This is a genomic window from Sphingobium sp. AntQ-1 (assembly GCF_028538045.1).
GTDB lineage: Bacteria > Pseudomonadota > Alphaproteobacteria > Sphingomonadales > Sphingomonadaceae > Sphingobium > Sphingobium cupriresistens.
This window is the reverse complement of the sequence record NZ_CP117158.1, coordinates 2,348,280-2,361,003: the sequence shown is the minus strand read 5'-3', so window position 1 is coordinate 2,361,003 and position 12,724 is coordinate 2,348,280. Positions and strand designations below refer to the sequence as shown.

General features: G+C 64.1%; 11 protein-coding genes. 6 read left to right on the top strand and 5 right to left on the bottom strand.

What is annotated here, in order from left to right; genetic code table 11:
* Positions 1–5: 5 nt before the first annotated feature.
* The gene (locus tag sphantq_RS11815) at positions 6–1,745 is read right to left on the bottom strand and encodes a PHA/PHB synthase family protein (protein ID WP_272800224.1); all 1,740 of its coding nucleotides are present in this window, start codon (positions 1,743–1,745) and stop codon (positions 6–8) included.
* Between the two features lie 143 nt (positions 1,746–1,888).
* On the opposite strand from sphantq_RS11815, the gene sphantq_RS11810 reads away from it, so the two are divergent.
* The 3 genes from sphantq_RS11810 to sphantq_RS11800 all read left to right on the top strand — a co-directional run bounded on the left by sphantq_RS11810 (position 1,889) and on the right by sphantq_RS11800 (position 4,319).
* A complete protein-coding gene (locus sphantq_RS11810) occupies positions 1,889–3,100 on the top strand; it encodes an LL-diaminopimelate aminotransferase (RefSeq protein WP_066599661.1) in 1,212 nt (403 codons plus the stop codon).
* A gap of 176 nt (positions 3,101–3,276) precedes the next feature.
* Entirely contained in the window at positions 3,277–3,768 is a 492-nt protein-coding gene (locus tag sphantq_RS11805; RefSeq protein ID WP_066599657.1) for a DUF2721 domain-containing protein, read from the top strand.
* Positions 3,765–4,319 (top strand): (2Fe-2S)-binding protein, encoded by a 555-nt coding sequence (locus sphantq_RS11800; protein WP_129925699.1) that lies wholly within the window; start codon positions 3,765–3,767, stop codon positions 4,317–4,319. Before sphantq_RS11805 ends, sphantq_RS11800 begins: the two co-directional genes overlap by 4 nt.
* Here the strand turns inward: sphantq_RS11800 and sphantq_RS11795 are convergent.
* From sphantq_RS11795 to sphantq_RS11785, 3 genes are all read right to left on the bottom strand, one after another.
* Positions 4,304–5,116: a DODA-type extradiol aromatic ring-opening family dioxygenase gene (locus sphantq_RS11795; protein ID WP_272798576.1), complete on the bottom strand. Its 813-nt coding sequence runs from the start codon at positions 5,114–5,116 to the stop codon at positions 4,304–4,306. The two genes, sphantq_RS11800 and sphantq_RS11795, sit on opposite strands and share 16 nt — an antisense overlap.
* Before the next feature lie 72 nt (positions 5,117–5,188).
* Positions 5,189–7,753: an HWE histidine kinase domain-containing protein gene (locus tag sphantq_RS11790; protein WP_066599648.1), complete on the bottom strand. Its 2,565-nt coding sequence runs from the start codon at positions 7,751–7,753 to the stop codon at positions 5,189–5,191.
* Positions 7,746–8,285, bottom strand: a complete 540-nt coding sequence (locus sphantq_RS11785) for a biliverdin-producing heme oxygenase (protein WP_443021477.1) — start codon at positions 8,283–8,285, stop codon at positions 7,746–7,748. Before sphantq_RS11785 ends, sphantq_RS11790 begins: the two co-directional genes overlap by 8 nt.
* Before the next feature lie 277 nt (positions 8,286–8,562).
* On the opposite strand from sphantq_RS11785, the gene sphantq_RS11780 reads away from it, so the two are divergent.
* From sphantq_RS11780 to sphantq_RS11770, 3 genes are all read left to right on the top strand, one after another.
* Positions 8,563–9,474: an RcnB family protein gene (locus tag sphantq_RS11780; protein WP_272798575.1), complete on the top strand. Its 912-nt coding sequence runs from the start codon at positions 8,563–8,565 to the stop codon at positions 9,472–9,474.
* A gap of 126 nt (positions 9,475–9,600) precedes the next feature.
* Complete coding sequence (locus tag sphantq_RS11775) at positions 9,601–10,275, top strand: prolyl hydroxylase family protein (protein ID WP_066599643.1); 675 nt, start codon at positions 9,601–9,603, stop codon at positions 10,273–10,275.
* Positions 10,276–10,435: 160 nt separating this feature from the next.
* Entirely contained in the window at positions 10,436–10,906 is a 471-nt protein-coding gene (locus tag sphantq_RS11770; RefSeq protein WP_066599640.1) for an RcnB family protein, read from the top strand.
* A 192-nt stretch (positions 10,907–11,098) separates the two neighbouring features.
* On the opposite strand, the gene sphantq_RS11765 is transcribed toward sphantq_RS11770, so the two are convergent.
* Positions 11,099–12,694: a lysine--tRNA ligase gene (locus sphantq_RS11765; RefSeq protein ID WP_272798574.1), complete on the bottom strand. Its 1,596-nt coding sequence runs from the start codon at positions 12,692–12,694 to the stop codon at positions 11,099–11,101.
* Between the last annotated feature and the right edge of the window lie 30 nt (positions 12,695–12,724).

The following is a 12,724-nucleotide window of genomic DNA, read 5'->3' as shown; positions in this document are numbered from 1 at the left end:
GGAGCTTAGCGCCCCTTTACGTAGCGTCCGGGCGCATCTTCGATCGCCTTGAGACGGCCTTTCCCCGGCTGCCGCGCGCCCTTGGCCGGCACCGTGCGCGAATCACCCCGTTCGATCCAGGCGCGCCAATCCGGCCACCAGCTTCCCTTGGTTTCCTTCGCCATCGCCAGGAAATCCTCCAGCGTCGGCTGCGCCTCGTCCGCCACCCAATATTGATATTTGTTCGCTGCGGGCGGATTGATGACCCCGGCGATATGTCCAGACCCCGCCAGCAGGAACCGCACCGGGCCGGACAGATTTTCCGTCAGCTTCCATACGCTTTCCAGCGGGGCGATATGGTCCTCCCGTCCGGCCTGCACATAAGCGGGGGTCTGGATCGTCTTGAGGTCGATCGGCGTACCGTCCACGCTGATGGCGCCGGGCGCGACCAGCAGATTGTCGCGATACAGCCGGGTCAGATAATCCTTGTGCCAGCGCGCCGGCAGGTTGGTCGTGTCGCCATTCCAATAAAGCAGGTCGAAGGGCGGATAATCCATGCCCAGCAGATAATTGTTGACGACATAGTTCCAGATCAAGTCGCGCCCGCGCAGCAGGTTGAACGTGACGGCCATATAGCGCCCGTCCAGAAATCCGCCCGACGATAGCTGATCCACCAGCTTCATTTGCTCGTCGTCGATGAACAAGGTCAGGTCGCCGGCCTTGCTGAAATCCACCTGCGCGGTGAAGAAGGTCGCGCTCGCCACCTTGTCCGCCTGCCCCCGCGCCGCCAGCAGCGCCAGCGTCGCGGCCAGCGTCGTCCCCGCGACGCAATAGCCGATGGTGTGGACGCTCTTCACCTTCAGCAGGTTGCGCACCGTATCGATCGCATCGACCTGGCCCTTAAGGATATAATCGTCCCAGACCAGATCCTTCATGGAGGCGTCGGCCGACTTCCACGATACCAGGAACACGCTGATCCCCTGATCCACCGCCCATTTGACGAAACTCTTTTCCGGCGACAGGTCGAGAATGTAGAAACGGTTGATCCAGGGCGGGAAGATGATGAGCGGGGTTTCCAGCACCGTCGCGGTCGAAGGGGCATAATGGATCAGCTGGTAGAGCGGGGTTTCATGAATGACCTTGCCTGGCGTCGCGGCGATGTTGCGCCCCAACTCGAATTGCGTGCCGTCGGTATGGGTCAGTTGCCCCTTTTCCATGTCGGCCAGCATGTGCTTGAGGCCCTTGACCAGATTCTCGCCGCCGCTCTCGATCGTCTTCTGCACGACGGTCGGATTGGTGAGCGGGAAATTGGCGGGCGAGAGCGCGTCCAGCATCCCGCTGGTGGCGAAACGCAGCTTGGCCTTGGCCTTGGGATCGACGCCATCCACCGCGTCCGCCAGCCGGGTCAGATAGTCCGACACCAGCAGATAGCTTTGCCGGATCAGGTCGTAAAAGGGATGCTGCGTCCAGGCCGGGTCGGCAAAGCGTCGGTCCTTGGCGGCCGCCGGGCTGTCCGCCGGTGCCGGGTCGGGCTGATCGCGCAGCAATCCGCCCGAATCGAGGAAACGCTGCCACAGCGCCAACCCTTCGTCTGCGAAGCTGGTCTGGATGCGCGCCACGGTTTCCGGGTCGAAAGACAGCACGCGGCCCGTCGCGCCCGCCGCCTGTTCCAGCATCAACTGCTGGGCGCGGCCGATCACCTCGGTCCATTGCTGCATCTGCTGGAGCGTGGGCAGGTGAGGTTCCATGACGTCGGCTTTATCCATGGCCACCTTGCTCCTCCTGGCATCATTGCGTCGCGCCGCTTTCGCTGGCGCGTCGCAATCGGGCGAGTTATAGCCAGATTGTGACATGCCAGCGGCGCGTCGCGCACTATTCCCTACAGAGAGCTTTCAGGAAAGCCCCTATAATGTCCGAAGAATTTTACCGCATGAAGCGCCTGCCGCCCTATGTCATCGCCGAAGTCAATGCGATGCGAGCGGCCGCCCGTGCGGCGGGAGAGGATATTATCGACCTGGGCATGGGCAATCCCGACCTGCCGCCGCCGCCGCACGTCATCGCCAAGCTGATCGAGGTGGCGCAGAAGCCAGACGCCCATGGCTATTCCCAGTCGAAGGGCATTCCCGGCCTTCGCAAGGCGCAGGCCAATTATTACGGCCGCCGCTTCGGCGTCGATGTCGACCCGGAAACCGAAGTCGTCGTGACCATGGGGTCGAAGGAAGGGCTGGCCAGCCTCGCCACCGCGATCACCGCGCCGGGCGACGTCGTGCTGGCCCCCAATCCCAGCTACCCGATCCACATGTTCGGCTTCATCCTGGCGGGCGCCACGATCCGGTCCGTGCCAACGACCGCGGACGAAAATTATTTCCGCGCGCTCGACCGCGCCATGGCCTTCACCGTGCCGCGTCCGTCGATCCTCGTCGTCAACTATCCGTCCAACCCGACGGCCGAGACGGTCGACCTCGCCTTCTACGAACGGCTGGTCGCCTGGGCGAAGGAGAATAAGGTCTGGGTGCTGAGCGACCTGGCCTACTCCGAATTATATTATGACGGCAATCCGACGCCCTCCATCCTTCAGGTGCCGGGCGCGAAGGATGTCGCGATCGAATTCACCTCGCTGTCCAAGACCTACAGCATGGCCGGATGGCGCATGGGTTTCGCCGTGGGCAACCGCAAACTGATCGCGGCGATGACGCGGGTGAAATCCTATCTCGACTATGGCGCCTTCACGCCGATCCAGGCGGCCGCCTGCGCCGCGCTCAACGGGCCGCAGGACATCGTCGAGAAGAACCGCCTTCTCTATCACAAGCGCCGCGACGTGCTGGTGGAGAGCTTCGGCCGCGCCGGATGGGACATTCCGCCTGCGCGCGCATCGATGTTCTGCTGGGCGCCGTTGCCGCCGGCCTTGAAGGAGATGGGGTCGCTGGAATTCTCCAAACAGTTGCTCACCCATGCCAAGGTCGCGGTCGCTCCGGGCGTTGGCTATGGCGAGGATGGCGAAGGCTTCGTCCGCATCGCCATGGTCGAGAATGAACAGCGACTGCGGCAGGCGGCGCGCAACATCAAGCAATATCTGAAATCCATGGGCGTCAATGCGCCCTCGTCCAAGGGCGTGGCCTGATTGCAGGACGCGGCGTGTTCCCGCGAAGGTGGGAATCCAGTTCAGACGACAGGACTGGGTTCCCGCCGTCGCGGGAACACCTGCTTCGTCTAAACAGGGCGTGCAATGGCATTCCGTCATGCTCTTGCCCCGTCTTCCGCGATGAAGGATAGCTGCGTCGTGAGAGGTGCCGCGCAATGATCCCCCTGCCCCAGGTCAGTCAGGTCGCCCAGACCATCCAATTGGCGCTTGCACCCGTCTTCCTGCTGGCGGGCATCGGCGCGTTCCTGAACGTCTGCGTCAGTCGCCTCGCCCGCATCATTGATCGGGCGCGCTCGGTGGAGGCCGCGATCCTGACCTCGCGCGGCAAGGAACATGACCGGATGGTCGCGGAAATCCGCGTGCTCGACCGGCGGATGAGCGTCGTCAACAGCGCCATCTTCCTGTCGGTCGCGTCCGCCTGCGCGGTCTGCCTGGTCGTCATCCTGCTGTTCGCGGGCAATCTGTTCGACGCGCATCTGGGCACGCCGATCGCCGCCCTGTTCAGCTTGGCGATGCTGTTGCAGGCGGGCGGTTTCGCCACTTTCATCCAGGAAATCCGGCTCGCGTCGCAGATCATCCATATCCGCAACGAAGTCCTCTATCACAAAGCGGAAGAGGCGGATGCTGCGATCGAAGCGCTGCCATGACCCGCTTCACCGTCAACGACCGGCCTGTCCAATATCGCATGGACCCCGAAACGCCGCTGCTCTGGGCGTTGCGCGATGCATCGAACCTGACTGGCGCCAAATATGGCTGCGGCACCGGCGATTGCGGCGCCTGCACCGTGGATATCGATGGCGAGGCGGTACGATCCTGCCAGGTGACGATCGGGAAGACCGAGGGCCGCTTCGTCACCACGATCGAGGCGCTGTCGCCCGATCGCGGCCACCCGCTGCAACAGGCGTTCGCGGCCGACAATGTGTCGCAATGCGGCTATTGCATCCCCGGCATGATCATGGCCGCGTCGGTGCTGCTGCGGCGGACCAACGACCCGTCCGACGAAGAGATCGACGGGGCGATCACCAATATCTGCCGCTGCGGCATCTACCCCCGGCTGCGCGGCGCGATCAAGCGGGCCGGCCGGATCATGCGCGGGGAAGATCAGGTGGCGGCCGCGCCACCGCCGGGCATCACCCCGGAGGATGCGGCCCGGACCGTCCCGGCGCTCGGCCGCCCGCCGACTCAGCCGAAACGATAGCCCGACACCGACCAGCCCATGACCGAACTGCGATGGTCGCAGGTGGCGGCATCGTCGCCGCCCGCGCCCAGCGCCACCATCAACGGCAACAGATGCTCCTCGCGCGGATGGGCGAAACGGGCCTGCGGCAATGCCTCCCAGGCGGCGACGCGGGCCGCCCTGCTCTGCGGATCGGTAGCGGTCACCGCGGCGGTCAGGGCATAGTCCCAGGATGTGGACGGCCCGATCGCCTGCGGCCCGCGCACGCGCAGATTGTGAAAGCTCATGCCCGACCCGACGATCAGCACGCCTTCGTCACGCAAAGGAGCAAGCGCACGCCCGGCCGCGATATGAGCGGCCGGATCGAGATCATGGCGCAATGACAACTGGGCGACCGGAATGTCGGCATCGGGCAGCGCGACCTTCAGGGGCACGAAGACGCCATGGTCCCAGCCGCGCGCTTCTTCCTCCGCCGTGGCGAAGCCCGCATCCGCCAGGAGGCTGGCGGCGCGGCGCGCCAGATCGGGCGCACCCGGCGCGTCCCAGCGCAGCGTATAGGTGTGCGACGGAAAGCCATAATAATCGAAGAGCAGGGATGGGCGTTCCCCTGTATGGACGGTGAAGGCCTGCTCTTCCCAATGGCCCGACACCAGCAGGATCGCGCGCGGCCGTTCGGGCAGGGTTGCGATCAGCCCGGCGAGATAATCCTGCATCGGCCGCCATATCGGGTCGCTATGCGCATGGTCGGAATCGGCCGGGTCCATGAAGAAACAGGGACCGCCGCCATGGGGGATGAAAAGGGTAGGCTGTGTGGACATGGCGCATAGATCGGCAAGCGCGGGGCGGGCCGCAATCGACGATGCGGAAACTGTCCGTTTCGTTGTCTCAGGTCAGCCCGCTGCGCCGACGACCGGCGTCAGCGCCTGCGCCAGAGTCGCGCCGGAATAAGGCTTTTTGAGCAGCGTAACTCCTTCGAATCGCGCCGGCAGTTCCAGCCCGTCGCCATAGCCAGTCGCAAAGATGAAGGGGACGCCACGCTCCGCCAGCAATTCCGCGATCGGCAGGCTGTTTTCATGACCCAGGTTGAAGTCGAGCACCGCCAGATCGACCGGCTGGATCGCGATCGCCTCGCGCGCGCGACCCACGCTGGCGACGGTCATCACCTCCGCGCCCAGGTCGCGCAGCGCATCCTCGCCATCCATGGCGATAATCATATTATCCTCGACCAGCAGAACATTGCGCCCTTTCAGCAGGCCGGGCTCGACCGCGGCGACCGGCTTTGCGCGATCGCTTCCCACCACGTCGGGCAGCACCGACACGACATGGGTGGACGGAATGCAGAAATGCGCCTCGATCCCCGCGAGTCGATAGTTGATTTCGGCATGGCCACCCAGATCATAGGGAATGGACCGTTCTATCACCGTCGAACCGAAGCCGCGCCGCGTTGGCGCGACCACCGCCGGGCCGCCGCTTTCGGTCCAGTCGATCAGCAGGCTGCCATCCCCGTCCACGCGCCAGGCGATCTTGACCGACCCATTGTCCGACAGCGCGCCATATTTGGCGGCATTGGTCAGCATTTCGTGGATCACCAGCGCCAGCACGGTGAAACAGCCCGGCGTCAACAGCACATTGGGACCAGACAGCTTTACCCGGTCGCTGCGTTCGCCCAGATAAGCGCCTGATTCGACCTCGATCAGATCATAGAGGCGCGCCGGGCTCCAGCGATCGGCCGTGATCTGGTCATGGGCGCGGGCCAGCGCATGGACCCGACTTTCCAGCGTACCGATAAATTCGTCGACCGATTGCGCGCTGTCGCGCGTCTGCGACAACAGCCCGCGGATCAGCGACAGGATGTTGCGGACGCGGTGGTTGAGTTCGGCGATCAACAGTTCCTGCTTCTCATGCGCCCGTCGCCGTTCGGCATCGGCCGAATCGGACAGGCGCAGGATCACCTCCAGCAGCGCGGTGCGCAGCGCTTCGGCCACCCGCAGTTCCGCCGGGGTGAAGGCCAGCGCGGTGCCCTTCACCAGTTGCGACCATTGTTCGAAACTTTTGCGCGGCGTCAGCCGCGGCCCGTTGGGACCATATTCGATGGCTTTTTCGGGATTGCCGGCCCAGCGCACCGATCGCAACTGCTCGGCCCGGAACAACACGACATAGTCGCGCGGTCGGCGCGACAGCGGGATCGCCAACAGGCCCGATACGCGGTCGGCATAGGCGGCCGCGTCGGGCAATACCGCCGACAGATTGGCGGTAGTATAGACCTGACTGGCGGCCACGCGGTTCATCATCGACACGATCGCGGCGAAGGCAGGCTCGTCGGGGGCAAGGCCCGAAAAGGTCATCTGCCCGTCAATATAGACGCCCACGCCATCGGCGGGGATCGTGTCGAAGATGATGTCGCCCAGCCAACGGGCGTTGGACAGCAGATCATGGTCCTGCGCCACCGCCGACAGCAGCCGGTCGGCCACCTGCCGCGCCTTGCCTTCATAGGCGGCGGTTTCGCCACGCTCGCGACTTTCCAGCATCATCGAGAATATCTGGCCGAACAGTTCGGCCGCGCTGCGCTGTGCGAAGGTCGGCAGGCGCGGCGCATAATGGTGGCAGGCGAACAACCCCCACAATTTGCCTTCGACGATGATGGAGATGGAGAGCGACGCGCCCACCCCCATATTGCGAAGATATTCAATATGGATCGGCGACACGGCGCGGGTCAGGCACAGCGACATGTCGAGCGCCGCACCATTGGGGTCGAGTTGCGGAACGATCGGCACCGGCGGCGCTTTCACGTCGGCGATCACGCGAAAAATATTGCGCATATAGAGCGCACGCGCCTGCGCGGGAATGTCGGACGCAGGATAGTGAAGGCCAAAAAAGCTGTCGATACCCGGTTTCAAAGCTTCGGCGACCACTTCGCCGTCCCCGGCATCGGCGAAACGATAGACCATCACACGATCGAAGCCGGTCAGCGCCCGCACCTGCCGCGCACCGTCGCGCAGGAAGGCGGCCATGCCATCGGCCTGGGCCAATCGCGCCACCATCGAACGGACGGTGCTGCTCGCCTCCATCTCGCCATGCGCCGCCGGCTCCGCCTCCACCACCACCAACGGGCCGGAAAAATGGACCGCGACGTCGAAAGCCGGGCCGCCCGCCATCAAGGGAATCGAAAACAGGCGTTCGACCGAATCGGGGCCGCGCAGCAGGGTGATGCGATTACGCAGCGCGTGGATCGCCTCCCCATCCAACAGGGCGTGGATGGGCTTGCCCAACATGTCGTCGGGCGACAGGCCGATAAACTCCGCGCTGTTGGCCGATACGCGCGACACCAGCCAGTCGGCGGTCAGCGCGATCAGGAAGCCGAACGGCTGAACCGCCCCCAGCACATGGATCGGTTCCCGATCGCAATTGGTGAGATCGACCGCGAAGGTCGCGTTGGTCGCTTCGCGATCAGCCATGGCCACCCACCTGAGAGGCTCGGCCCGCCTGCGCGAAAAGGGCGAAGGCGGCCTGCGCGCCCTGCACGGCGTCGTCCAGCCAGCCTTCGCCGCCTTCCATCGCGGCGCTGTCGAGCGCCTGCTGGAAGGCTATCCATTCGCCCTTGCCATGCGCGGCCGACAGATAGGCCTTGGGCAGGCCGGGCGCGACCTGGCGCGACAACATGGCGCCGCCCAGCCGCGATCCTTCCAGCGCATAGCGCAAGCCCCAATGAAAGCCATCGGTACGGCTTTGCGCCAACGGCAAAGGGTCGGGAACGGGCAGGTCGAGCGCCGCGAGGTCCTGCGCCAATAGCGGCAACCGTGGCGCGTCGGGGCGTGCGGCTGGCTCCAAGCCGCCGAGCGCCCTGGCGTGCGCAGTCAAAAAAGCGCGATAATCGACAGCCGAATCGAGCGCAAAGCCGGCATAGATCGCGTCAACCACCTGATGGGATTCCATCGTCGCGGCGCGCAGGGCCTGGCGGGTCTGGCCAGCTTCGGGAATTCTCGTCACTCGTCAGTCCTATAGGCAGTTACGCGGCGGCGCACTGATCTGGATCAGCTTTTGGCAGGGTTCCGGGAGTTCGTCGCCAATGCGACACGCACCAACGGACACTGGTCGCATGAATGGACCCTCTCTATCGTCTCCGGCCGATTCTTTCAAATCGCTGTCTGACGGGTTCAGCATCACGACATCGCGGCGGTTCTAAATGAGGATTATGAGGGAGCGTAGTGCCCCCCGGCCAACGAAAGTCACGACGATGTTGAGGAAGATGATGCTGGCGGGTCTGATGACCGCAACGCTGCTGAGCGGCGTCGCCCCGGCCTATGCGCAAAGTAACCAGGAGCAGCGCGGCAACCGCGGTGGCGAGCGCGCCGGCCGCGTGGAAAGCGGCGGCGGCATGTCGCGCGGCAACCGCATGAACCAGCGTGGCGAGGCGCAGGTGCGACGCGGGCAGCAGCGCGCGGCCGTGCGGCCCGCGCCCCAGATGGCGGCGCCGCGCCCGGAAGTCCGCCCTGAGCGCCGCATCGATCAGCGCCCTCAACAGCGCGCCAATCCGCAATGGCGCAGCGACCAGAACCGCCCCGGCGCCCTGGCGCAACGCGAAGCGCGGCAGGACCGGCGCGACGATCGCCAGCAAAACTGGCAGGATCGCCGCAACGACCAGCGCGAAAACCAGCAAGACTGGCGCAATGACCGCCGCGATGCGCGACAGGACTGGCGCAGCGATCGTCGGGACGACCGCCAGGACTGGCGCAACGATCGGCGCGATGATCGCAGGGACGACAGGCGTGACGATCGCCGTTGGACCGACAATCGAGGCCAGAATGGCGCGAACTGGAATAATGGCCGCCGTTATGACGACCGCACCCGCTGGAGCAACCAGCGGCGCTGGGACAATGGCTGGCGCCAGGATCGGCGTTATGACTGGAACAGCTATCGCAACCGCTATGGCGACCGCTACCGCATGGGCCGCTATTACGCGCCGCGCGGCTGGGATTATGGCTATCGCCGTTTTTCGGTCGGCATCGTGCTGAGCAGCCTGCTCTATTCCAACAGCTACTGGCTGAATGATCCCTATAGCTACCGCCTGCCGCCCGCCTACGGCACGCTGCGCTGGGTTCGCTATTATGACGACGCGATGCTGGTCGATATTCGCGACGGCTATGTCGTCGATGTGATCCACGACTTCTTCTGGTGACGCCGCGGCGGCCGCCGCGTTGATATCAGAACCCCCTCCCTGAAGTGGCCTTCAGGAAAACTGGCCCCGGCGCGGAAACGCGCCGGGGTCTTTTCAGGACGGTCGCCTCTGTGGCAGGACGCGGACATGAGCCAGGAAAAGGATGATGGCGGCATCGCGTCGCTGCTGCGCGCCGGGATTGGCGACGATGTGCGCAAGCGGCTGGACCGCAACCCCATGGTGCATCGCATCGACGCCCCGCTGCTCGACATCTATGGCCGCCAGGATTTCCTGAGCGCGGAAGAATGTGCAGGCCTGCGCGCAATGATCGACGCGGACGCCAAGCCGTCCACGCTCTTTTCGGGCAGCGCGAACGCGGACTATCGCACCAGCCATAGCTGCAACCTCAATCCCTGGGACAAGCTGGTGCTGGCGGTGAGCGACCGTATCTGCGCGCTGACCGGCCTGTCCGCCCGCCATGGCGAAACGCTCCAGGGGCAGCGCTATGCGCCGGGACAGGAATATAAGGTCCATTGCGACTATTTCCCGGTCACCGCCAGCTATTGGCCGCAGATGCGCGCCAGCGGCGGGCAGCGGACTTGGACCGCGATGATCTATCTGTCGCCGGTGGAGGCGGGCGGCGAAACCCACTTCCCGCAATGCGAATTCATGGTGCCGCCGGTCGAGGGCATGATCCTGATCTGGAACAATATGGACCGCGACGGGGCGCCCAACCGCTTGAGCCTGCATGCCGCACGCCCGGTCGAACGGGGCGCCAAATATGTCGTCACCAAATGGTTTCGCGAGCATCCCTGGGGCTGAACCTTGTCGGTGGCCGGTTACACTTTGCGACATAAATGACTGAAAACTGACAGCTTCATTTCCGCGCCGTTCAGGCGCCGGGCCGCATAACCCCTTTCCAGGCGATGGAACCCGATCTTGCCGGACAGGTTCAACCGCCACAGAATATGGGAGAATTTCTATGCGTAAACTCATCATTCTTGGTCTGCTTGCCGCCACAGTTGCACCCAGCGTCGCGTCGGCCCAATCCTATGGCGAAGCCCGCCGCAGCGAACGCAATCTGCGCGAGGAAAAGCGCGATCTGCGCCAGGCGCAACGCTATGGCGACCGTCGCGATGTGCGCGAACAACGACGCGATGTGCGCGACGCCCGCCAGGAAGCGCGCGAAGACTGGCGCGACTATCGCCGCACCCATCGCAGCGTCTATCGCGGCGGCAACTGGCGCGCGCCCTTCCGCTACAGCCAGTGGAACGCCGGTGCGCAGCTGCGTCCGGCCTATTATAATTCGCGCTATTATATCGCCAATCCCTACCGCTATCGCCTGCCTCGTCCGGGCGTGAACCAGCGCTGGGTCCGCCATTATAACGACGTGCTGCTGGTCAACGTCCGTACCGGCCGCGTGATCACGGCCCACCGCAGTTTCTTCTGGTAAAAGCCAAGGGCATAAAAACGGCCCCGGACGGATCGTTCGGGGCCGTTTTTTTATATTCCCCCGCTTGGCCGCGCCGCCCGTTTCCAGGCGCACGCGGCCGATGATGCGCGCAAGGCGCATCACCAGTCCGAAAGGGGGGTGGACCGATGCGCAGAACGCCCCATGATGGCAGAATGTTCCGCGTCGCCAGCCTCAGGCGGCAAGCGCCTGCGCGATCAGCTTGCGGCTGTTTTCTATGCCGTACAGCGCAATGAAACTGCCCATGCGCGGTCCCTGATCCGCGCCCAGCAACGTCTGGTAGAGCGCCTTGAACCAGTTGCGCAGTTCGGCAAAACCAAACGTCTCGTCCTTGCCGATGGCATAGACGATATTCTGGATATCTTCGGCCGATGCGCTTGTCGGCAGCGCGGCCAGTTCCTTGTCCAGTTGGCGCAACGCCGCTGCCTCATTGACGTCTGGCGCGCGACGTCGGAGGGTCGGCGCGACGAAATCGCGGTGATAGGCCAGCGCATGGCCGATCAGCGCGTCCAGTTCGGGATAGGTTTGCGCGCTGGCGCCGGGCGCGTAATTTTGCAGATAGGACCACACCTGTTCGCGGCTGGCATCGCCCATCACGCCGACCAGGTTCAACAGCAGGCCGAAAGTCACCGGCAATTCGCCCTGCGGCAACTGGCCATCATGGATATGATGCACCGGGTTGCCCAGTTGCTGTTCGACCGCCTGCTTCGCGTAATTGCCGCGGAACTGCCAATATTCGTCCACCGCGCGCGGGATGACGCCCATGTGGAGCTGCTTCGCCTTCTTCGGCTCGCGATAGGCGTAGAAGGCCAGACTTTCCTGCGGGCCGTAGGTCAGCCATTGTTCGAGGCTGAGGCCATTGCCCTTGGACTTGGAGATTTTCTCGCCCTTTTCGTCGAGGAACATCTCATAGTTGAAGCCTTCGGGCGGGCGGCCGCCCAGCGCACGGCAAATCTTGGACGACTGGGTCACCGAATCGATCAGATCCTTGCCCGCCATTTCATAATCGACGCCCAGCGCATACCAGCGCATCGCCCAGTCGACCTTCCATTGCAGCTTGGCCGCGCCGCCCAGGATCGACTGTTCGATCGTCTCGCCCTCATCCACAAAGCGCACAATGCCCGTTTCGGCGTCGATCACCTCCACCGGCACCTGCAACACGATACCGCTCTTTGGGCTGATCGGCAGGACGGGCGAATAGGTCGCCTGCCGTTCCTTGCGCAGGGTCGGCAGCATGATGTCCATGATCGCCTGATAGCGACGCAGCACCTGGCGCAGCGCCCCATCGAACGCACCGGCCTGATACCGCTCCGTCGCCGACACGAATTCATAGTCGAAACCGAAACTGTCGAGGAACGCCCGCAGCCTCGCATTATTATGATGCGCAAAGCTTTCATGCTCTTCGAACGGATCGGGCACCTGCGTCAGCGGCTTGCCCAGATATTCGGCCAGCATCGCCTGGTTCGGCACATTATCCGGCACCTTGCGGAACCCGTCCAGATCGTCGCTGAACGCCACCAGCCGGGTGGGAATATCCGACAGCGCATGGAAGGCGTTGCGGACCATGGTCGTGCGCAACACTTCGTTGAAAGTGCCGATGTGCGGCAGGCCCGATGGGCCATAGCCGGTTTCGAACAGGATATGCCCCTTGTCCGGCGCGCCGCCCTCTTTCTCGTCAAGCTTGTAGCGCTTCACAAGCTTGCGGGCTTCTTCATAAGGCCAGGCCTTGGATGCGGTCGCGGCGGTACGGAGGATGTCGGACATGGTCATGCAACGCCCCCTAAACCCGGAAAGGGCGAA